18 protein-coding genes are annotated in these 20,621 nt (G+C 62.7%); 11 read left to right on the forward strand and 7 right to left on the reverse strand.

Going from position 1 to position 20,621, the window contains the following annotated elements:
* Positions 1-44 precede the first annotated feature (44 nt).
* Positions 45-971 carry a bifunctional helix-turn-helix transcriptional regulator/GNAT family N-acetyltransferase gene (locus BN1233_RS05670; RefSeq protein WP_046862596.1) on the reverse strand — a complete coding sequence of 309 codons (927 nt, stop codon included), beginning with the start codon at positions 969-971 and terminating at the stop codon, positions 45-47.
* Positions 972-1,273: 302 nt separating this feature from the next.
* Between BN1233_RS05670 and BN1233_RS05675 the strand changes: the two genes are divergently transcribed.
* The 7 genes from BN1233_RS05675 (at position 1,274) to BN1233_RS05705 (ending at position 10,002) form a co-directional block, all read left to right on the forward strand.
* Complete coding sequence (locus BN1233_RS05675) at positions 1,274-3,256, forward strand: AMP-dependent synthetase/ligase (RefSeq protein WP_046862597.1); 1,983 nt, start codon at positions 1,274-1,276, stop codon at positions 3,254-3,256.
* Positions 3,256-4,056, forward strand: coding sequence for an ABC transporter ATP-binding protein (locus BN1233_RS05680; RefSeq protein ID WP_046862598.1), 801 nt, complete (start codon positions 3,256-3,258; stop codon positions 4,054-4,056). The genes BN1233_RS05675 and BN1233_RS05680 overlap by 1 nt, the downstream gene beginning before the upstream one ends.
* A gap of 191 nt (positions 4,057-4,247) precedes the next feature.
* Positions 4,248-5,162: a branched-chain amino acid ABC transporter permease gene (locus BN1233_RS05685; protein ID WP_197094617.1), complete on the forward strand. Its 915-nt coding sequence runs from the start codon at positions 4,248-4,250 to the stop codon at positions 5,160-5,162.
* Between the two features lie 8 nt (positions 5,163-5,170).
* Positions 5,171-6,256, forward strand: coding sequence for a branched-chain amino acid ABC transporter permease (locus BN1233_RS05690; RefSeq protein WP_046862599.1), 1,086 nt, complete (start codon positions 5,171-5,173; stop codon positions 6,254-6,256).
* Positions 6,257-6,355: 99 nt separating this feature from the next.
* A complete protein-coding gene (locus BN1233_RS05695) occupies positions 6,356-7,678 on the forward strand; it encodes an ABC transporter substrate-binding protein (protein WP_046862600.1) in 1,323 nt (440 codons plus the stop codon).
* Positions 7,679-7,776: 98 nt separating this feature from the next.
* Positions 7,777-8,625: an ABC transporter ATP-binding protein gene (locus BN1233_RS05700; RefSeq protein WP_046862601.1), complete on the forward strand. Its 849-nt coding sequence runs from the start codon at positions 7,777-7,779 to the stop codon at positions 8,623-8,625.
* A 144-nt stretch (positions 8,626-8,769) separates the two neighbouring features.
* On the forward strand, positions 8,770-10,002 hold the full coding sequence (locus tag BN1233_RS05705) for a phenylacetate--CoA ligase family protein (protein ID WP_046862602.1): 1,233 nt from the start codon (positions 8,770-8,772) through the stop codon (positions 10,000-10,002).
* Between the two features lie 81 nt (positions 10,003-10,083).
* On the opposite strand, the gene BN1233_RS05710 is transcribed toward BN1233_RS05705, so the two are convergent.
* The 3 genes from BN1233_RS05710 to BN1233_RS05720 all read right to left on the reverse strand — a co-directional run bounded on the left by BN1233_RS05710 (position 10,084) and on the right by BN1233_RS05720 (position 13,157).
* On the reverse strand, positions 10,084-10,821 hold the full coding sequence (locus BN1233_RS05710; RefSeq protein ID WP_046862603.1) for a hypothetical protein: 738 nt from the start codon (positions 10,819-10,821) through the stop codon (positions 10,084-10,086).
* A gap of 105 nt (positions 10,822-10,926) precedes the next feature.
* Entirely contained in the window at positions 10,927-11,631 is a 705-nt protein-coding gene (ung, locus tag BN1233_RS05715) for a uracil-DNA glycosylase (RefSeq protein WP_046862604.1), read from the reverse strand.
* The gene (locus BN1233_RS05720) at positions 11,628-13,157 is read right to left on the reverse strand and encodes a bifunctional metallophosphatase/5'-nucleotidase (protein WP_046862605.1); all 1,530 of its coding nucleotides are present in this window, start codon (positions 13,155-13,157) and stop codon (positions 11,628-11,630) included. Before BN1233_RS05720 ends, ung begins: the two co-directional genes overlap by 4 nt.
* 244 nt (positions 13,158-13,401) lie before the next feature.
* Here BN1233_RS05720 and hemH point away from each other — a divergent pair, with 244 nt between their 5' ends.
* Positions 13,402-14,466: a ferrochelatase gene (hemH, locus tag BN1233_RS05725; protein ID WP_046862606.1), complete on the forward strand. Its 1,065-nt coding sequence runs from the start codon at positions 13,402-13,404 to the stop codon at positions 14,464-14,466.
* A 27-nt stretch (positions 14,467-14,493) separates the two neighbouring features.
* On the opposite strand, the gene BN1233_RS05730 is transcribed toward hemH, so the two are convergent.
* The 3 genes from BN1233_RS05730 to BN1233_RS05740 form a co-directional block, all read right to left on the reverse strand.
* Positions 14,494-14,814 carry a hypothetical protein gene (locus tag BN1233_RS05730; RefSeq protein ID WP_046862607.1) on the reverse strand — a complete coding sequence of 107 codons (321 nt, stop codon included), beginning with the start codon at positions 14,812-14,814 and terminating at the stop codon, positions 14,494-14,496.
* 522 nt (positions 14,815-15,336) lie between these two features.
* Positions 15,337-16,212 (reverse strand): NAD(P)-dependent oxidoreductase, encoded by an 876-nt coding sequence (locus BN1233_RS05735; protein WP_046862608.1) that lies wholly within the window; start codon positions 16,210-16,212, stop codon positions 15,337-15,339.
* A 90-nt stretch (positions 16,213-16,302) separates the two neighbouring features.
* Complete coding sequence (locus tag BN1233_RS05740) at positions 16,303-17,220, reverse strand: amidohydrolase family protein (RefSeq protein WP_046862609.1); 918 nt, start codon at positions 17,218-17,220, stop codon at positions 16,303-16,305.
* 193 nt (positions 17,221-17,413) lie between these two features.
* On the opposite strand from BN1233_RS05740, the gene BN1233_RS05745 reads away from it, so the two are divergent.
* The 3 genes from BN1233_RS05745 (at position 17,414) to BN1233_RS05755 (ending at position 20,470) form a co-directional block, all read left to right on the forward strand.
* Entirely contained in the window at positions 17,414-18,415 is a 1,002-nt protein-coding gene (locus BN1233_RS05745; RefSeq protein WP_052763706.1) for a TRAP transporter substrate-binding protein, read from the forward strand.
* Positions 18,416-18,548: 133 nt separating this feature from the next.
* A complete protein-coding gene (locus tag BN1233_RS05750; protein ID WP_052763707.1) occupies positions 18,549-19,058 on the forward strand; it encodes a TRAP transporter small permease in 510 nt (169 codons plus the stop codon).
* A 137-nt stretch (positions 19,059-19,195) separates the two neighbouring features.
* The gene (locus tag BN1233_RS05755) at positions 19,196-20,470 is read left to right on the forward strand and encodes a TRAP transporter large permease (protein ID WP_046862610.1); all 1,275 of its coding nucleotides are present in this window, start codon (positions 19,196-19,198) and stop codon (positions 20,468-20,470) included.
* Positions 20,471-20,621 lie beyond the last annotated feature (151 nt).

A 20,621-nucleotide genomic window follows, 5' to 3' on the forward strand; every position in this document is an offset into this window, starting at 1 on the left:
CTTCGACCGCAACTCACCATGGCTCGCGAATACTCCGCGAACTCTCACTCCAACTCGAGTTCCCACGTTTCACCGACGAGATCGTGGCCGAAGCTGTGGTGCTGCTCGGTGGCGATGAGGCGGAAGCCGGCTGTCTTGTAGATGTGTCGGGCCGCATGCAGGACATCGTTCGTCCAGAGCATGATCCGGCGGTATCCGGCCGCCCTTGCAAACCGGACGCATTCGTCGACTAAGTGCCGTCCAATGCCGAGCCCTCTCGCCTTGGGTTCCACATAGAGGAGGCGGAGCTTCGCGACTTCGTCCGAAGCCTTGACGAGGATCACCGAGCCGACGATCTCCCCGTCGATCTCGGCGATCCAGCTCCGTTCCCGTTTTGGATCGAAGTCCTTGATGAAGCTCGCGGCGATCTCCGCGACGAGCGCTTCGAACCGTTCGTCCCAGTCATATTCCTGCGCATAGAGCGCCCCGTGGCGATGCACGATCCAGCCGATATCACCGGGCCGATGCGGCCGCAGCAGATAGGTGGGCGGCGCGGTCTTCGGCTCGAGGAGGCTCTCGACCGTCGCCATGGCCTCTACGAGGCGGCTCTGCTCAGCTAGGGAAAGCGGAGCGAGCAGCCCGGATACCTGCGATCTCGAGGCATCGTTCAACAGCCCAAAAGCCTCTCGTCCAGCCTGTGTCAGCGAGAGATGGCTTCGTCGGCCGTCCTCCCGTGAGCGGAGCCGCTCGATCAGCCCCCGTGTTTCGAAGCGGCGCAGGATCCGGCTGAGATAGCCGGCATCGAGGCCGAGCGCCTGTCCGATCTCCGTAGCCGCCGGCCCATCGCGGGTCGCCAGCTCATAGAGGACCCGTGCTTCCGCCAGGGAGAACTGGCTCCCGAGGAGACTCTCCTCGAGTGTGCCGAGGCGGCGTGTATAAAATCGCGTGAACCGCCGAACGCGTTCGACGAGGTCCTGCAGGACTCGATCCATAGTCGGCAGACTGGACGATTGCTTGACGGCGTCAAGTTAATTTTGTGGTCGAGCAACGGGCACGAAGGCGTTCCCTGCCCAATGATCTGGAAGTTCCGCACGAACTGCGACGCTTTGCGCGTCTCTGAGTTGGGAAATCTGCACAGGTTCGACTCTTGTCGGGGTCCCGTTTAGTGTGACAGATCGAGTATATCGAGCCGTTGAAAGGACCGGGCGCCGCCCGGACGAGCGCGGACCAACCGCGTCGGCAGAGGAAAATTCGGGGCTGCGGACCCGCGGCCCATCGAGGGAGGAAGCCGTTCGTGACGCCCGCCGTCGCCGCACGCGAGGATACCTTTCCCAAGCTGCTCGTTCGCAACGCCCAGGTGCGCCCCGAGCGCGTCGCCTTCCGGCACAAGGACCTTGGAATCTGGCAGTCTTGGACCTGGGGCGAGGTCCACGAAATCGTTCGCGCTTATGCGGCCGGCCTGAGCGCGATCGGGCTGAAGCGCGGGGGCAAGATCGCGATCATCGGATACAACCGGCCATACCTCTACTGGACGATGGCGGCGGCGCAATGGATCGGGGCCATACCGGTGCCCGTCTATGCGGATTCGGTCGCCGACGAGATGGCGTATGTGCTCGCGCATGCGGAAGTCACCCATGCGGCCGTCCAGGATCAGGAGCAAGTCGACAAGGTCTTGTCCGTCGCGGATCGGGTGCCCCTGCTGACGCACATCCTCTACGACGAGGAGCGTGGTCTTCGCGACTACGACCGCAGCCGGCTTCATCCGATCAGCGAGATCGTCGACGAGGGACGCAAGCGGCTTGCTGACCCAGGCGCCATCGAGGCTAGCGAGGCGGAACTCGCGCGAGGCAAGGGCGCCGATCTCGCGATCATCCTCTATACCTCGGGCACGACCGGGCGCCCCAAGGGCGTGATGCTGAGCTACGACAACGTGATCGCCGCGGCGCGCATCGGCTGCGACTTCGACCATCTCGGCGAAAGCGACGAGATCATTGCGTATCTGCCGATCGCCTGGGTGGGCGACCACATCTTCTCCTATGCGCAGGCCATTCTCGTCGGTCTGTGCGTGAGTTGCCCGGAAAGCCCCGATACCGTCGTCGACGACCGGCGAGAGATCGGGACCACCTATGCGTTCGCGCCGCCGCGGGTGTTTGAGAACATGCTCACCCTCACAATGGTGCGCATGGAAGATGCCGGCGCAATCAAGCGCCGCATGTTCCGGTTCTTCATTGATCACGCGAACCGGGTCGGCGAGGAGATCCTCAATGGCGAGGCGGGCGTCTCCGCGTGGGATCGCTTTCTCTACCGGATTGGCGACATCCTCGTTTACGGGCCTCTGAAGAATCGCTTCGGGCTCACGAAGATCAAGGTCGGATACACCGCAGGGGAGGCGATCGGGCCCGAGATCTTCCGCTTCTACCGGGCCATCGGTGTGAACCTGAAGCAGCTCTATGGGCAGACCGAGGCTTCGGTCTACGTCACGATGCAGCCGGACGGCGAAATCCGCGCCGATACGGTCGGGCGTCCGGCGCCGGAGGTGGAGATCCGGATCGACGACAGTGGCGAGGTTCTCTACCGCTCGCCGGGCGTCTTCCTCGGCTATTTCAAGGACGAGGATAAGACTGCGGAAACGAAGACACCGGACGGATTCGTGCGCTCGGGCGATGCGGGATTCTTCGACAACAGCGGACATCTGCGGATTATCGATCGCGCGAAGGATGTCGGGCGGCTGACGGACGGCTCGCTGTTCCCCCCGAAATATGTCGAGAACAAGCTGAAATTCTACCCGAACATTAAGGAGGCGGTGGCGTTCGGGGACAAGCGCGATTTCGTCACCTGCTTCATCAACATCGATCTCATCGCCGTCGGGAACTGGGCCGAGCGCAATGGCGTCACCTACGCCTCGTACCAGGAATTGGCAGGCCACCCGCTCGTCTATGACATGATCGAGCAGCATGTCGACGAGGTGAACCGATCGCTCGCGGGCGAGCCCAGGATGGGTGGCGCTCAGATCCGGCGCTTCCTGATCCTCCACAAGGAACTCGACGCGGATGACGGGGAACTGACCCGCACCCAGAAGGTCAGGCGAGGCTTCATCGCGGAACGATATGCGCCTCTGATCACGGCCCTCTACAGCAGTGCTACGGAGGCCGACATCTCGACCGAGGTGACCTTCGAGGACGGCCGCAAGGGTGTCATCGCGGCCCGCGTGAAGATCAGGGATATGAAACTCCATCCGGTCGCGGAACAAGTCGGGCTCCTGGAGGCTGCCGAGTGATGCGTGCGCCCGATACTCCTATCCTCACGAAGGGCGATGTGCTGCTCGCGGTCGAGAGCGTGTCTCTCGGCTTCGGCGGCGTGAAGGCGCTCACCGATGTGTCCTTCGACATCAAGAAGGGCGAGATCCGGGCGATCATCGGGCCGAACGGCGCCGGCAAGACCTCGATGCTCAACTGCATCAACGGCTTCTACCATCCGACCGATGGCCGCATCACCTTCAAGGGCAAGACGCGCCTGAAGATGCGCCCCTCGGAAGCCGCACGAGGCGGCATCGCCCGCACCTTCCAGAACGTGGCCCTCTTCAAGGGTATGTCGACGCTGGACAACATCATGGCGGGACGCTCGCTGAAGATGACGTCCAGCTTCTTCTGGCAGCTCTTCCGGCACGGGCCGGCCATGAACGAGGAAGTCCGGCATCGCCGGGTCGTGGAGGACATCATCGACTTCCTGGAAATCCAGCACATCCGGAAGGTACCGGTCGGTAAGCTGCCCTACGGGCTGCAGAAGCGGGTGGAACTCGGGCGGGCGCTTGCCATGGAACCCGATCTGCTCCTCCTCGACGAGCCCATGGCCGGGATGAATCTCGAGGAAAAGGAGGACATGTCCCGCTTCATCCTCGACGTGAACCAGCAATACGGCACCACCATTGCGCTCATCGAGCACGACATGGGCGTGGTGATGGACCTCTCCGATCGTGTGGTCGTGCTCGAATACGGACGCAAGATCGCGGACGGGAAACCCGATGACGTGAAACGCGACCAGCGTGTCATCGACGCCTATCTCGGCGTGGCGCATTGAGGGAGGGACGCGTGGCGGAAACGGCAGCTCCGGCTCTGCGCAGGCCTGGCCTCGACTCCAAGAGGACGCGGCACCTTGCCATCGGCGGCAGCATCCTGGCGCTGATCATCGCACTCGTGGTCGCCGTGCAGACGGGCGCGATTGCGAGCGGCAACATTATCTACAATGTCTTCGTTGATCCCTTCGTCCTGATGGTAGATGCGCCCGACCTCCTGGTGCAGACGCTCTGGGAAGGGCTCGTCTCGGGCGTGCTGTATGCGCTGATTGCGCTGGGTTTCGTGCTGATCTTCAAGGCCTCGGGCGTGTTCAATTTCGCGCAGGGAATCATGGTGGTGTTCGCCGCCCTGACTCTCGTAGGCCTGCACGAGATGGGCGTGCCGTCGCTGATCGCGCTCCTCCTCGCAGTTGGGGTGATGTTCATCCTCGCTTTGGCCGTGGAGCGGGTGGTGCTCAGGCCGCTCGTGAATCAGCCCGATATCATCCTCTTCATGGCGACCTTCGGGCTCACCTATTTCCTGATCGGGCTCGGTGAGATCATCTTCGGGGGGAACCCGAAGCAGATGATCACCAGTGAGCTCTTCTTGCCATCGGGTGCCAGCGAGGTGGAGATCTTTGGCGGATCCGTGCGCTTCCAGCACATCGATATCGCAGCGACCGTCATCGCTTCCGTGATGATCGCAGGCCTGGCCGTGTTCTTTTCCAAAACGCGCATCGGCCGGGCACTGCGCGCCGTTGCCGACAGTCACAAGGCGGCGCTGTCGGTCGGCATCTCGCTCAACCAGATTTGGGTCATCGTCTGGTTTACGGCCGGCATCGTGGCCCTCGTGACGGGCATCATGTGGGGCGCGCGCTCCGACGTCTCTTTCGCTCTGCAGATTATCGCACTCAAGGCCCTTCCGGTCCTGATCCTTGGCGGCTTCACCTCGATCCCGGGCGCGATCGTGGGCGGTCTCATCATCGGCATCGGCGAGAAGATCGGCGAATTCTACTGGGGACCGCTCCTGGGCGGCGGCATCGAGACCTGGCTCGCCTATATGATCGCCCTTCTGTTCCTGCTGTTCAGGCCGCAGGGCCTGTTCGGCGAGAAGATCATCGAACGCGTGTGAGGTAAGGCGTGCTCTACCGCGAGGCCGGTCAGTTCAAGTCCAACTATGCCGCCGATATGGCGGTGTTTCCCCTCCGGCAGGACCGGGTGGGGCTCGCGATCATCATCGCCGCGGCTTATGCGCTCGCCTTCCTGGGCAATGACTTCCTGCTCCAGGCGGTGATGATCCCCTTTCTGGTGTTTTCGCTGGCCTCTATCGGTCTCAATATCCTCACCGGCTATGCGGGCCTCCTGTCCCTCGGCACTGGCGCCTTCATGGGCGTCGGCGCCTACGCCTGCTACAAGCTGACGAGCATCTTTCCCGACGTGAACGTAATCGTCTGGATTCTCGTGTCCGGGCTCTTTTCGGCGGCGGCCGGCGTGATTTTCGGCCTGCCCTCCCTGCGCATCAAGGGGTTCTACCTCGCCGTCGCGACGCTCGCGGCGCAGTTCTTCCTGCAATGGACCTTCATCCGCGTACCGTGGCTTGTGAACTACAACGTGTCCGGCGCGATCGAGGTGCCCATTCGCACGCTCTTTGGCATCCCGATCATGGGAGCGACAGCGACTTCGCAGACGCGCTACCTCGTCGTCCTCACTCTCGTGATCGTCCTCACTTGGTTCGCCTCAAACCTAGTGCATGGCCGCATTGGCCGCATGTGGATGGCGGTGCGCGACATGGATATCGCGGCCGAACTCATGGGCATCAGGCTCCTGCCCACCAAGCTCCTCGCCTTCGCGGTCTCGTCCTATTACTGCGGCGTCGCCGGAGCGCTCCTGGTGTTTCTCTGGTACGGCGGCGCCGAATACGACGTGTTCAACATCAACCAGTCCTTCTTCATCCTGTTCATGGTGATCATCGGGGGACTGGGCAGCCTCATCGGGTCGTTCTTCGGTGCTGCCCTGATCTTCATCATGCCTATCGCTCTCGGCATCGTGCTACCGGCTCTGCTCGAACCGTTCGGCATCCATATCGGGGCCGAGACCATCGAGCACCTGCGGTTCATGCTGGTGGGCGCGCTCATCATCTTCTTCCTGATCGTCGAGCCGCACGGTCTCGCGCGGCTTTGGCAGATCACCAAACAGAAGCTTCGGGTCTGGCCGTTCCCCTATTGACGGCGGATCCCGCGCCGCGGGAACGGCGCGCCAAGGAGACGTGAATTCTATCCAGAACGTCCGCCTTCCATGCGGACATCAGCAGGAGGAAAAATAAGAATGTCGTTCCGAAAACTCGGCATCGGTGCCGCGGTTGCAGCACTCATCGGAGCCACGGCGCTACCAGCCTTGGCACAGGAGACGATTTACGTCCCGCTCTTTACCTACCGCACCGGTCCCTTCGCGGGCTCGGGCATTCCAATCGCGAACGGGTTGAGCGACTATCTCGCCATGCTCAACGAGCGCGACGGCGGCATCGGCGGCGTCAAGCTCGCGATCGAGGAATGCGAGACGGGCTACGACACCAAGAAGGGCGTCGAATGCTACGAAGCCGTGAAGGGCAAGAACCCCGTCATGGTAAATCCCTGGTCCACCGGCATTACCCTGCCGCTGATCCCACGAGCTGCCGTCGACAAGATCCCGATCCTATCCATGGCCTACGGGCTCTCGGCCTCGGCTCGCGGCGACATCTTCCCATGGGTGTTCAATCCGCCGAACACCTACTGGGATGGGGCCTCAATGATCATCAAGTATATCGCGGACCAGGAGGGTGGCCTCGACAAGCTCAAAGGCAAGAAGATCGGCTACATTCATCTCGACGCGAGCTTCGGCAAGGAGCCGATCCCGCTTCTCGAGCAGCTCTCGAAGGATTTCGGCTTCGAGCTGAAGATGTACCCGGTCGGCGCGCAGGACATGCAGAACCAGTCATCGCAATGGCTGAGCGTCCGCCGCGATAGGCCCGACTACATGATCATGTACGGTTGGGGCGCCCTCAACAGCACGGCCATCAAGGAAGCAGTGCGCATCGGCTATCCGATGAAGAAGTTCATCTCCATCTGGTGGCCGAGCGAGGATGACGCGCGCGGTGCCGGTGACGGCGCCAAGGGCTTCAAGACCCTCAACTGGCATGCGACCGGCACGGATTTCCCTGCCATTCAGGACATCATCAAGCACGTGGTCGACAAGGGCCATTCCAAGGTGTCGAAGGACAAGGTGGGCGAGGTTCTCTACAACCGCGGCGTCTACAACTCGATGCTGATCGCCGAGGGGATCCGCAACGCGCAGAAGCTCACCGGCAAGAAGGTGGTGACGGGCGAGGACGTGCGGCGCGGCCTCGAGTCCATCAACCTCGATGCGGCCCGCTTGAAGGAACTCGGGTTCGAGGGCTTTGCATCCCCGATCGCGCTGTCCTGCACCGATCATAACGGCCACCGTGCTGCCTTCATGCAGGAATGGGACGGTGCCAAGTGGGTGAAGATCACCGAGCCGATCGAACCCATGACCGACCATGTCCGCGCTCAGCTCGACGCCGCAGCCAAGGATTATGCCGAGAAGAACACCGGCTGGCCCAAGCGTACGGAAGCCTGCGACAAGGCTTCGTAGGACCTCATGGGCCGACATGAGGCAAGGCCGCAGCCTCGCCTCCATGAGCCGAACCGCGGCGCACGCGCCGCGGAATTTCGTCAGGAGATGCGAAATCCATGACTGCCGCCGTGCAGACCGCGCCCGCAACCAGCGCCTCGCCTGCTGAAACGATCCTGTCGGTCAACAACATCGAGGTGATCTACGATCACGTCATTCTCGTCCTGAAGGGTGTCTCCCTGGCCGTGCCGCGCGGAGGGATCGTGGCGCTCCTCGGCGCCAACGGGGCCGGCAAGACCACGACTCTCAAGGCGATCTCGAATCTCCTGCGGGCCGAGCGCGGCGAGGTCACGAAAGGCACGATCGTATTCGACGGTGAGCGCGTCGACCGCCTGTCGCCGAACGAGCTCGTGCGCCGCGGCTGTATTCAGGTTCTCGAAGGCCGCCATTGCTTCGGCCATCTCACGATCGAAGAGAATCTTCTAACCGGTGCCTTCACGCGCCGCGACGGCAATGCTGCGATCAAGCGGGATCTCGAGCGGATCTATGAATTTTTCCCGCGCCTGCGGCAGCGTCGCACTTCGATGGCGGGCTATACCTCCGGCGGCGAGCAGCAGATGTGCGCGATTGGACGCGCGATGATGTCCCGGCCGAAGATGATCCTGCTCGACGAGCCCTCGATGGGCCTCGCGCCGCAGATCGTCGAGGAGATCTTCGAGATCGTCAACAAGCTCAATGCGAGCGAGAATGTCTCGTTCCTGCTCGCAGAGCAGAACACCAACATGGCGCTGAAATACGCGACCTACGGCTACATCCTCGAGACCGGCCGCGTCGTGATGGACGGGCCCGCGAAGATGCTGCGCGAGAACGAGGACGTGAAGGAATTCTATCTCGGCGTTGCGGAGGGCAACCGCCGCTCGTTCCGGGAGGTCAAGAGCTACAAGCGCCGCAAGCGCTGGCTCGCCTGATTGCGGTAACGCCGCTTTCTTCGCAGATTGCCCGAAGCGCAATACGCCATCGAGCGGTAATCGTGTGCAGATCATGTATCTGCTGCGGGCGCGCGAATGAGATCGTCGGGTGGCGAGCGCGAATCACGAACAAGGGAGAGGTCCATGCCGGAATTGTACGATGATCGCGAAAGCCATGCGCCGGAGGAGCGGGAGCGGGAGCTGTTCGGGCGCCTGCCCGAAATTCTCCGTCGCGCCATGAAGGCGCCGGCCTATGCAGGGCACCTCGCCGGAATCGATCCCGGCGCGATCACCAGCCGCGAGGCGCTCGCGACGTTGCCGATTATCCGGAAATCGGACCTGCCGAGTCTCCAGAAGGCGACGCCACCCTTTGCGGGCTTCGTTTCGGCGGCACCAGGGAGCTTTGCGCATCTCTTCACCTCGCCGGGACCGATCTACGAATCGGAAGGAACGCAGGCCGACCCCTGGCGCGCCGCCCGGGCGCTCTTTGCGGCCGGTTTCCGAGCCGGCGACGTCGTGCTGAACACCTTCAGCTATCACCTCGTCCCGGGCGGTCTCATGCTTGATTCCGGGGCACGGGCCCTCGGCTGTGCCGTGATCCCGGCCGGGCCCGGCAATACCGAGCAACAGCTCGAATTGATCGAAATCTACCGGCCGGCGGCCTATTGCGGCACGCCCGATTTCCTCAAGATCCTCCTCGATGCCGGCGCCACGGCCGGACGGGACGTCTCGTCTCTGAAGCGGGCGGTCGTGTCCGGGGCCGCGTTCCCCCGCAGCCTGCAGGAGGAGATCGCCGACCGTGGCGTCGAGGCGATGCAGGCCTATGCGACGGCCGATCTCGGGATCATCGCCTTTGAGACCGAGGCCCGCGACGGTATGATCGTGAACGAGGACATTATCCTGGAAGTCGTGCGGCCGGGCACCGGGGATCCGGTTCCGGACGGGGAAGTGGGAGAGGTCGTCGTGACCTCTCTCGACCCGCACCATGCCTGGATCCGCTTGGCGCTCGGTGATCTGACGGTGGTCCTCCCGGGAGTGAGCTCCTGCGGCCGTACGAACATGCGCATTCGCGGCTGGATGGGACGTGCGGACCAGACTACGAAAGTCAAGGGTATGTTCGTGCGCCCGGAGCAGGTGGCAGAGGTTGCACGCCGTCATCCCGAGTTGAAGCGGCTCCGGCTCGTCGTCTCGCGCATGGGAGAGATCGATACCATGACTCTTCGCGCGGAGGCGGAGCAGACGAGCACGGCGCTCTCGCACGAGGTCGCCGAAACGCTGCAGACCGTCATGAAGCTGAAAGGCACGGTGGAACTCGTCCCTCCGGGAACACTGCCGAACGACGGCAAGGTGATCGCGGACGAACGCAGCCAGGGGTGAGGGCTGTGCCTTTGCGCCTGCGGCCCGCAAGGACGGAAGTGCGGCGGTAGGGGCAGTGCATCGCGCCTGCAGCTCACAGCGCTACGGCGCAATCGAAGCGTGCTCGACGGCGGCGCGGCGCGCCTTTGCGCGGCCGCCGGCCTCTCCGGCACATTTGATGGTGTGAGCCTCGCGGGTGACCACCTGCAAATTCGGAATGCCCCAGAAGGCCAGAAGATCCGGCCATGGCTCATGACGGTGCTCACGCCAGACCTGGAATAATGGCACCTTGTGATCAACCTGTGCGCCGCGCAGGAGCCGCTTGCGCGTGACTGCGCAACGAAGCCTTTGCCGCTTCTTGAGCAGCACCGCATTCGCATGCGGCGCCGTCCAGAACTTCCACGCGGTGACACAGGCCTGGTGCCAGGTTGCCCGTCGGCTCGGGCGGCCGTCGCCCCAGATGTCCCGATGCCAGCCATAGCGGTAGACGGGCTGCCCGCAGACGCAGCAGACGCCGTGCCCGCGCCAATGTGCGGCCTCGCGATAGGGCGCCGGCGGCGTCCGGAAATGGGTCGGAAGCCCGTCGCGGCGGTCGATATCGAGAGTCCACGACCATCCGTCCGGAGCGCCCGTCTGCGCCGCGAGCGCGCGCGCGAGTCGGTCGGCACGCAGCGGATGCGCCTGCCAGTAGGCCTGCACGGCCTCCGATAGCGTATCGGGAACGCGCCGCATCGAGACGACCTTCCGCCAGACGGCATTCGGAAAGCGCGGCGGCAGCTGTGAATAGAGGCGCGCGAGAGCGAGTTCGTTGCGGTGTGCGAATCGAGTCTGGCGATTCATCGTATGAGTATGAACGCGGTGTTATGGCGGGAATGCGCAATGGAAGACGGACAATAGTGCTTCGCGGGTTAGCGAAACTTGAACCGTGATCGGGGTGTCGAGAGTCTAATCCAGCCGCCAGTCGATCGTTCCGCGCCCCTTCTCCTCCAGGAACGCGTTCGCACGGCTGAAGGGATGGGTTCCGCGGAAATCGTTCTTGCGGTTGAGCGGGGAGGGGTGCCCGGACTCGATGACGAGATGCTTGCGGTCATCGATGAGCCCACTGCGGGCGCGGGCCGGCTGACCCCAGAGGAGAAAGGCGACAGCCGGCTGATGGGCCGAAACCGCAGCGATCACCTGATCGGCCAAGGCCTGCCAGCCGAATCCCATATGGGCGCCCGAACTGCCGGCCTCGACCGTGAGTGCCGTGTTGAGGAGGAGGACGCCCTGTTCCGCCCATCGGCTCAGGTCTCCCGAGGTCGGCCTCGGGAGATCGAGATCGGCCGCCATCTCGGACAGGATCACCCGCAGCGAGGCCGGCAGCCGCCGGCTGCCGCGGTACGAGAAGGCGAGGCCATGCGCATCGCCAGGCGTCGGGTACGGATCCTGACCCAGGATGACAGCACGGACGCGGGAGAGCGGAGTCTCGCGCAGGGCGGCGAGGACGTATTGTGGCGGCGGCAGGACCACGGCACCGGCGGCGATGCGCTCGTCGATGCGCGCCGCGATCGCGACGGCCGTGCCGTCGCGGAAGAACGGCAGATCCCGCCACTCACGAGAGGCGGGATCGGCGCAGAAGGCCGCGACGGCATCCGAAACCGGACCGGTCATCGGATCACGATACGACGTTCGACCTTCGGATCGACCGTTCCCTTGCTGCGCACATAGATCATCACTTCGTTCGCGAGGAGGTTCCCATCCGTTGCGCCGATGAGAACGCGCCCGCGGCCGAATGCCAAGTAGCCGTCACCTCCGGCGAGCATGAAGTTATTGGTAGCCACCCGGTATCTTTTCGCGGGGTCGAGCGGCTCGCCGTTCACCTCGATCTTCACGATGCGCGAACCGACAGGCGCCTTTGCGTCGACTTCGATCCGCAAGCCGGAAACCTGGGGAAAGCGGCCCGCGCCTTGCTGGAAGCGCGAGACACCGTTCTCAAGCGCGTCCTTGATGTCGATACCTGCCATCTCGACCATGCTGGTCGTATTGCCGAAGGGGAGTTCGGAAAGAATGTCGCGACGGGTCAACTGCGTACCGGCGGGATAGAGCCTGTTGGCACGAATGCCGCCGCCATTGGTGATCGCGACATCCGCACCGGTCAATGCGCGGATCGCGTCGGCAATCAGATTGCCGATTGCCGCCTCCTGCGAGCGAACCGTGATCGAGCGGCTGTCGAGCTCCGTCACGGTCGTGCCGATCTCGACATCGAGCTCCTTGGAGAGCATCGCCTCGTAACGTTCGACGGCTGCGAGCACCTCCGGATCGGGATCGAGGGTGGTGGAATCATGTACGCGGAAACTCGGAGCCCAGGTGATTTTCCTTTCGCTCCCTCCGTGGGTCGCGGAGACGACGAAATCGATCGCCGTCACGAAATTTCCTTCCTCGCTCGATTCCACCATGACGGTGCGGCCATCGTAGCCGATTGCGAGATCGTGGTCGTGCCCGGTCAGCAGGATGTCGACGAGGCGCGAGCGCACGATCGCGTAGTCGGTCTCGCGATCCGCGTGCGCGACGCAGACGACGAGGTCTGCTCCTTGCTCGCGCAACTTCCCGGCTTCGGATCGCAGGGTTTCGAGCTCAGCCGCAAATCGTAAATCGCCCGGCTGCGACATTCCCGGCGTCGCCGCGAGCGCCAGCCCCACGACGCCGACCTTCACGGACCCGAGCGTGAAGATCTCGGAATCCCTCACTCCCGGAACGGGCGTTCCGTCGGCCTGGCGCACATTGGCGGCGAAGAATGGAAATTTCGCTTCGCCCATTCGCTGCAGGTAGATGTCCTTTCCGAAGTCGAATTCGTGATTGCCGGGAACAAAGACATCCGGCCGGATCATGTTCGTGAGCTCGACGATGTGGGCGCCCTGGTCGAAGCCGGACATGAGCGACGGGGAGAAGGTGTCCCCGGCATGGCAGAAGAGCATCGGCACCCCGCGGGCCCGCTCCTGCTTCACGACCGCCGCGAGCTTCGCGAAGCCTCCGCGCCCCTTCACGCCGGACATCTTGTAGATGTCGTTCACGAGCAGCAGGCTGAACGTCGCGTCAGATGGCGCGGCGGCGGCCTCGTCACGGCTGCCGATCATCGTGACCGACAGTCCGGCTCCGAGTCCCAATCCCAGCGTCTGGCGGCGCGAAACTGTCGCCATGGTGTGCTCCCCCTGCGAGCGCTCGAGGATGCGGTCCCGCGCCTCGACTCGCAAGGGAGATGCGTTACCTCGAGTTGCCCGACCGAGAGGGGCAGGCCGGCATCCCGGACCGAGCTCATCCGTGACGCCGTGACGCGCGGCTCGAGCACTGGCTGATTTGCACAGTGAGGCGGACGCCTTATGTATTCCGACGTCGAGCGCGGCTTTCGCAAGGGAGCCGCGCTGTGCGTTGGGAGAGCACCCTATGAACAGCCAGGCTGATCCGTCCTCCTTCGAGGCCTCGGGCGTGCGCCCCGTGGACCATCCCGTCGTGCGGACGGGCCGGATCGGGGTCCTCCTGATGAATCTCGGCACCCCCGAGGCGACCGATTACTGGTCGATGCGCCGCTACCTCAAGGAGTTCCTCTCGGACCGGCGGGTCATCGAAACCCCGAGGCTGATCTGGTGGCCGGTTCTGAACCTGATCGTCCTCTCGACCCGGCCCGGTCGGAAGGGCCGCGATTACGAGACGATCTGGAACCGGGATCGCAACGAAGGTCCTCTCAAGACCATCACTCGCGCCCAGGCCGAGGATCTCACGAGCCATCTCCGCGCCGTGGCGGGCGACCGGGTCAGCGTCGATTGGGCCATGCGCTACGGAAAGCCCGAGGTAGGCCCGCGCATCCAGGCGCTGCTCGACCAGGGTTGCGACCGCATCCTGCTCGTGCCGCTCTATCCGCAATACTCGGCAGCGACGTCCGCGACCGCCTGCGATCAGGCGTTCCGCGCCTTGATGCAGATGCGCTGGCAGCCGACGATCAGGATCTCGCCCCCCTATCACGACGATCCCGTCTATATCGATGCCGTCGTGGCCTCGATGCGCCGGGATCTCGCGAAACTCGATTTCGAGCCTGAAGTCATTCTCGTGTCATTTCACGGCGTGCCGAAAGAATATCTCCTGAAAGGGGATCCCTATCACTGCCAATGCGTGAAAACCTGGCGGCTCATGCGGGAGGCCTTCGGCTGGCCGGAGGATCGCTTCCGGATCAGCTTCCAGTCGCGATTCGGGCCCGACGAATGGCTCAAGCCCTATACCGATGAAACGGTGAAGAGCCTGGCAGAATCCAGTGTGAAGCGCATGGCGATCGTTGCGCCCGGGTTTACAGCCGATTGCCTCGAGACCCTCGAGGAGCTCGATGTCGAAAACCGGGAGATCTTCCTGCACAATGGCGGCGAGTCATTCGCCTATCTGCCCTGCCTCAACGACAGCGAGGACGGGATGCGCGTGATCCGGCACATCGTGGATCGCGAATTGCAAGGCTGGATCTGAGGCCTTCCGGTTACGCGCCTGCTCCCGTCAGCTCCAGCGGCGGCGAGCAGGCTCTTCCTTGGAAGGGCGGAGGCTCGCCAGAGCCTGGAACTGGAGCTCGGAAAGATAGCGCAGGCAAGGGGCACGCCTGCGTGAATAGGCTTCCTCGAGCCGGATCCGGAACTGCCGCTTCAATTCGGGATGAGTTGCGCTCGACTCGAGCTGCGCGAGCTCTTGTTCGTGCTCGAGCGCGAGGTCTGCAAGAAATTTGAGCGCCGACTGCATGGCGGGGAGCAGCTCCGGCGGATAGGTTACGCTCTCGCCGTACTGGTCCGACTCGACACGCAACACACTTTCGCCTTTGAGCATATTTCCCTCCCGCCCTCGATCTACTTTCATTCTTATTGTGGGAATCCTGGCATAGGCCACAGGTCGAAGCAATGAATATTACGTAAAGGAATGTCAGAAAGGAGACGCAACTGCCAAGGTTGAGAAGGAGCCTTACGTGCCGCGAGCCATTCGACAGCCAAATCGGCTCGTTTCGACGCGTGAGTCAGCTCTCGGACGCGGGAGAAGGCCGAAAACCGGCCATCGGTGTCACTGCGCGGCCAAAGTGGCGGTCGGGTGTGTGGCGATCGGTCTCAAGCCGGAACGGGCTGCGCAGCGGACCAGTCAGGACTCTGCAGCGAATCGTGAACGCCGCTCGCAGCGCTCCCTTCCAGGCTCGAGGCCCCACATACAGTAGATACGGACGGATGCTGCATAGGCTCCATCCGGAGATCCCCGGAGCGCTGCGCACGAAATCGTTTCCAGGCGCATGAACAAGCCCTGTCTGTAGGGCGCCCTTGGCCTGAGACGGATCTGCCAGGGTGCAGGATCTTTAGGTTCAGCTCAGTCTTCTCTGAGTTCCGGAAGAAGGCTCACGATCGCGGCGCCGTCCAATTCGCTGCTGCCCTGCGCGACCAGAAACCTGAACAGAGTTGTCGCCATCGAAGTCATCGGCATCGGCAGATGCGCTGCCCGGGTGGCATCGTGGAGCATTTCGAGATCCTTGAGGATCTGACGCGCATAGCCCCTGGGGGCGAAATCACGTTCGACCATGCGCGGGAAGATAGCCTGGAGAACGGCGGAGTTCCCGAGACCCGGAGCGAGCGCCGCCGGAATCTTGCGGGCATCGACGCCGTATGCTTCCGCGAGCCGAAGCCCTTCCGCGACCACGCAATAATTCGTCAGGCACAGGACCTGATTGACGAGCTTGGTTGCCTGGCCTGCTCCGGTCGGGCCCATATGGGTCACGAGGCCGAGCTTCTGGAGCACCGGTCGTGCGGCCTCGACCGAGGTCTCGTTCCCGCCCACCATGATTGCCAGGGTGCCTTCCTGCGCGGCCCCGGGGCCACCCGAAACGGGAGCGTCGATTAGAGCCGCGCCGGCAGCACCGAGCTTCCCGGCGAGGCTCTTCGTCGTCTCGATTTCGGTGGTCGAGAAGTCGACCACGATGGTCCCTGCAATCCCTTCCGAGCTCAGGAGACCGGATGGGCCGGCAACCACATCCTCCACGGCGCGGGTGGTCGTCACGCAGATCGCGATGATATCGGCCTTGGTAGCCACTTCCGAAGCAGAGCCCGCGAGGTCGATGCCCCACTCCGTTGCGGCCGCTCGTTTTTCGGGATCGATGTCCCAGCCGATGACGTGATGTCCGGTTGCGACGAGGCGCTTCGTGAACCCCGTGCCCATCAGTCCAAGCCCAATGAAACCGATCTTGGTCATATCCTTCCTCCCTGTTCCCGATTTGGGTCGCCGAACTTGCCGACCGCTTGTCTGACATGTCTCCTCGCCGGAGATAGGCACGCTCGCCTCTCAGAGCCGGTAGAGACGCTCTGCGTTCTCCCTGAAGAGCCGCCGCTGATCGGCTGCCGGGAGATCCGCTACGATTTCAGCAAATCCTTGCATGATCTCCGCGAAGGAACCCGCAAGTCGATCCACGGGATAATTACTCGCGAACATGCAGCGCCCGACTCCGAAGATCGAAATCGCGTCGCGGACGATCGGTCCGTTGGCTTCAACGGTCCAAGGCCGGCCGACTTGGCCGAGCCCCGAGATCTTCAAGGCAACATTGTCGAATGGCGCGCAGAGCTCCAGTGCGCGGCGCCAGCCGGCCCTCCCTTCCGGGCTTCGGTCGGATGGAAGAGCCGTGTGGTTGATGATGATCTGGGTATCCGGGAAATCACGGGCCAGATCGGCCGCGGCATCGAGATGCCACCACGGTGTTTGCAGATCGAACGAAAGCCCGTGACTCTCGAGAAGCGCGAAGCCTCGCCGCCAGGCAGGATCGTCCATGGAGCCGGGCGTCCCACGTCTCGCCTCCGATGGTGAGGCTGCAGCCCGGGGCTTTTGACGGATGCCCCGGACGAGCGGGCGCTCGCTCTGCCGGGCCAGCACTTCGCCGACATCACCGCGACCGAGCCAAGCCTGCGCGACACACGCTGTGGGAAGGCCCTCCTGTGCCGAGAGCCTCTCGATCCAGATCGTTTCTCCGACCGGGTCGCGGTGGTCCCACTCCGCCTCGATGTGCACCGTCTTGAGCACCTCGATGCCGTCCCAATCCGTCCTGTAATCAATCGGGAGATAGTTTCGGCGGAGTGCGCTGTAATCGCCGTAACGAAACGGGATCAGTGGCTCGTCACAGAGCCAAGGATAGTAATTCTGCTCGATATTCCAGAAGTGCTGATGCGGATCGACGATCTGCAGCGCTCCGGCCCGGCGGCTCTCATCCATTCTCTCCCGACCTCCTCGCCGGATGTGCTCGCTGGAATGACCATCAACCTCGGCGCCCCGCAGGGGCTCTGGCGACAGCTACAACCTTGTCCATACTCTTCCCAAAGCCGGCTCGGTATGCAACTCTTCCGTCAATCGCCTCGCGAGACGCCATGATCGAGGCGACTAAAATGCATCTCGGAGGAAATCGCACATGAAACGCCGTTCTCTTCTTATGGCCGGAGCAGCATTGGTGGCCGGGTTTGCTGCGCATGTCCCGGCCTCCCAGGCACAACAGGTCCAGCTGCGCTACGCCCATGTCGGATCGGAAGGGGATATCCAGTACTGGTATGCCGAACAGGCGGCGAAGCGGATCCCGGAGGCGACGGGCGGCCGTGTGAAGGTCACGGTCTTCCCCAATTCTCAGCTCGGTGGAGTCCAGGAACTGATCGACGGCGTCCGGAATGGCACGATTGCCATGGGCCATCACGAGTTCGCTTCGCTTGCGCGGCTCGCGAAGAACATCGCCGTCTTCAATGCACCCTTTGTCTACAGGGACGGGCAACACGCGATTGCCGCGACCGATCCCAAGACTTCGGAAGTGCTCCAGGAATTCAACAAGACGCTTTCCAGCGAAAGCGGCATCCGTATCGTCGGGCGCCTGTTCCGCGGTGCGCGCCAGATGACTGCGAAGATGCCGGTCTATTCTCCGAACGACCTGCAGGGAAAACCCTTCCGCGGGGTGCCGCTGCAGCTCTGGACAACGATGATCCGCGGTTTCGGTGCAATACCGACACCCGTAGAGGTAAGTGAGCTCCCGACGGCCTTGATGACGGGCATGGTCGTGGGGCAGGAAAACCCGCTCACCATGATCAATGCGAACAAGCTCTATGAGGTGCAGTCCCATGTCATGCTGACCGGGCACATGCAGAACGTCCTCCCGGTCTTCATCAACGAAAAGGCTTGGCAGTCAATTGGCGAAAAGGACCGCGAGGCCATCACCAAGGTGCTCGGCGACCTTGCCCAGGAGACGCTCGCGACGGCGCGTAAGGACGAAGAAGCGCTTATCGCGCAGCTCCGGCAGAAGGGCATGACCTTCGTGACGGAGAAGGATGGCCTCAAGATCGACGAGTTCCGTCAGAAAGTAGCGGCGGAGGTCGCGAAGGACTTTCCGGACTGGAAGCCGTATATCGAGCGCATCGCCAGCGTGAAGTGAGGTGTCGCGAAGGCCGGGTCTAAGTGCCCGGCCTTCCGCACTCGGGATGCATTCGAGCAATCCGATGTCAATAACAGAGAACTCCGGCGGAGTGGCGCTCTTAGATTCCAATGCGAGCACTCGCGGCGATCGCATGATCGAGCCTGTGCGCCTCGTCTTCCGCGTCGCCGCGCTCATTCTTCTCGCCGTCATGATTGCAATGCCAGCCATTCAAGTTGTGCTGCGCGAGGTCATCCGGGCTCCCTTTATCGGTGCGGAAGAGCTCACCCGGTTCATGCTGATCTGCGTGACCTTCATCACCTTTCCGTATGTGGTCTCATCGGGTGCGAACATCAGGATGGAGGAGTTCATCCAGGGGCTGCCCGAGCCGGTGCGCCAGCCACTTCATGTGTTGATCGCGGGGACGGGCGTCATCGGCTTCGGGATCGCGGCCTATTCGGTCGCCGTTGCAGCCCTGACGAACTTGAACAATGCAACACCGACGCTCGGCATCCCCAATTGGATCTTCTTTTCGGCTGCCTTCCTGGGGCTCCTGTTCGCGGCGGTGGAGTACATGATTCAGTTCGTGAAAGCGCTCCGCGGACGCAATCTCTATGTTACCCTCGCCGCGGAGCAGGCTCCCGACGAAGAGCCTCAGCTTTGATCTTGCAGTCGATCCGCCTGCACGTTGCGCCGCAAGCATTCGAACGTCGGGACAAGGCGGCGATTCCGCCAAGGGACTCTCCGGTCCCGGACGCGCTGCAGTCGCCCTGTACAGAACCTCCTTAGGATTCACACCGCATGAGTGTTGCTCTGATCGCTGGCTTCAGCCTGTCATTCCTGCTCGGATGGCCGGTCGTGCTCGCCGTTCTCCTTCCGGCGATCGTTTACGTCCTGGTCAGCGATATTCCGATCCAATTGATCGGTCAGCGCATGTCCTATGCACTCGACTCATTCCCGCTCGTTGCCGTGCCCATTTTCATTTTCGTCGGCAACTTCATGAACCAGGCTGGGATCACGGAACGCATCTTCAAGTTCGCCGAGACACTCGCCGGGCGCATCCCGGGCGGGCTCGCTCAGGTGAACATTCTCTCGAGCCTCATCTTCTCCGGCATGAGCGGAGCAGCGCTCGCGGATGTAGGCGGCCTCGGGCGAATCGAGGTGAAGGCAATGACCCAGCATGGGTTCAAGCGGGAATTTGCCGGCGCCCTCACGTGCGCCTCGGCAATCGTCGGTCCCATCTTTCCGCCGAGCATTCCGCTGATCATCTACGGTTCGGTGACGAGTGTCTCGATTATTCAGTTGCTGATCGCCGGCATCGTACCGGCGCTCATCTGCGTCGCATTGCTCATGATCACCACGGTGATCCTTGCGGGGCGGCGCGGTTATCCCCGGGCTGCACGCTGGTCGACGCCTTCGGAGATCATGCGCGACTTCATCCCCGCCTTTCCGGCTCTCGTGACACCGGTTCTTCTCATTGCCGGAATGCTGTTGGGCTTCTTCACGCCCACCGAGGCTGCCTCGGTAACGGTGGTTTATGCAATCTTCATCAGCGCATTCGTCTACCGCACTCTTACCTGGCGTCATCTCATCTTTGCAGCTTTGGAAACCGTCAAGAGCACGTCGGCGATCCTCATCATTGTGGCCGCGGCATCGATCTTCGGTTGGATTCTCGCGATAGAACAGCTCCCGCAGACCGTTGCCCGTCAGCTCCTGTCGTTGAGCACGGATCCGCTTATGCTGCTTATGCTCGTCAACGTGCTACTTCTGATTGTCGGCATGTTCCTGGACAGCACTACCGCAACGCTGCTCGTGATCCCGATTATCGCCGGGCCGCTCCACATGGCTGGCGTCGACCCGGTTCATCTCGGGATTGTTGCTATCTACAACCTGATGCTCGGGCTCCTCACACCTCCGATGGGTCTGGCGCTGTTCCTCATCACGGATATTGCCAAGGTCTCAATGCGCGCAATCCTCTGGGAGCTGATGCCATACTACATTCCCCTCTTCGGGACTCTCGTCATCATCACGCTGTTCCCGGACCTGACGCTCTGGCTACCCAGGATGCTGCGCTGACTCCGTGCCGCGATGGCGTCCGGTATCGATTCAAGGAGTTTCCTTGCGTCACTGCGGCGAAAGCGACATTGGGGCCGCAACGGAATTTTGACGCTTCGTCAAGCTCCATAGCGTGAACTTCCGTTTTCCGATATGACCTCTTCGGCGCTCT

It is taken from the genome of Microvirga massiliensis, from assembly GCF_001006805.1.
Classification (GTDB): Bacteria; Pseudomonadota; Alphaproteobacteria; order Rhizobiales; family Beijerinckiaceae; genus Microvirga; species Microvirga massiliensis.

Bases quoted from the DNA above. Each gene is read 5' to 3' on its own strand.
- BN1233_RS05670 (WP_046862596.1), bottom strand. From the start codon at position 971: ATGGATCGAGTCCTGCAGGACCTCGTCGAACGCGTTCGGCGGTTCACG.
- BN1233_RS05680 (WP_046862598.1), top strand. From the start codon at position 3,256: ATGCGTGCGCCCGATACTCCTATCCTCACGAAGGGCGATGTGCTGCTC.
- BN1233_RS05685 (WP_197094617.1), top strand. From the start codon at position 4,248: ATGGTAGATGCGCCCGACCTCCTGGTGCAGACGCTCTGGGAAGGGCTC.
- BN1233_RS05695 (WP_046862600.1), top strand. From the start codon at position 6,356: ATGTCGTTCCGAAAACTCGGCATCGGTGCCGCGGTTGCAGCACTCATC.
- BN1233_RS05700 (WP_046862601.1), top strand. From the start codon at position 7,777: ATGACTGCCGCCGTGCAGACCGCGCCCGCAACCAGCGCCTCGCCTGCT.
- BN1233_RS05705 (WP_046862602.1), top strand. From the start codon at position 8,770: ATGCCGGAATTGTACGATGATCGCGAAAGCCATGCGCCGGAGGAGCGG.
- BN1233_RS05710 (WP_046862603.1), bottom strand. From the start codon at position 10,821: ATGAATCGCCAGACTCGATTCGCACACCGCAACGAACTCGCTCTCGCG.
- ung (WP_046862604.1), bottom strand. From the start codon at position 11,631: ATGACCGGTCCGGTTTCGGATGCCGTCGCGGCCTTCTGCGCCGATCCC.
- BN1233_RS05720 (WP_046862605.1), bottom strand. From the start codon at position 13,157: ATGGCGACAGTTTCGCGCCGCCAGACGCTGGGATTGGGACTCGGAGCC.
- hemH (WP_046862606.1), top strand. From the start codon at position 13,402: ATGAACAGCCAGGCTGATCCGTCCTCCTTCGAGGCCTCGGGCGTGCGC.
- BN1233_RS05730 (WP_046862607.1), bottom strand. From the start codon at position 14,814: ATGCTCAAAGGCGAAAGTGTGTTGCGTGTCGAGTCGGACCAGTACGGC.
- BN1233_RS05735 (WP_046862608.1), bottom strand. From the start codon at position 16,212: ATGACCAAGATCGGTTTCATTGGGCTTGGACTGATGGGCACGGGGTTC.
- BN1233_RS05740 (WP_046862609.1), bottom strand. From the start codon at position 17,220: ATGGATGAGAGCCGCCGGGCCGGAGCGCTGCAGATCGTCGATCCGCAT.
- BN1233_RS05745 (WP_052763706.1), top strand. From the start codon at position 17,414: ATGAAACGCCGTTCTCTTCTTATGGCCGGAGCAGCATTGGTGGCCGGG.
- BN1233_RS05750 (WP_052763707.1), top strand. From the start codon at position 18,549: ATGATCGAGCCTGTGCGCCTCGTCTTCCGCGTCGCCGCGCTCATTCTT.
- BN1233_RS05755 (WP_046862610.1), top strand. From the start codon at position 19,196: ATGAGTGTTGCTCTGATCGCTGGCTTCAGCCTGTCATTCCTGCTCGGA.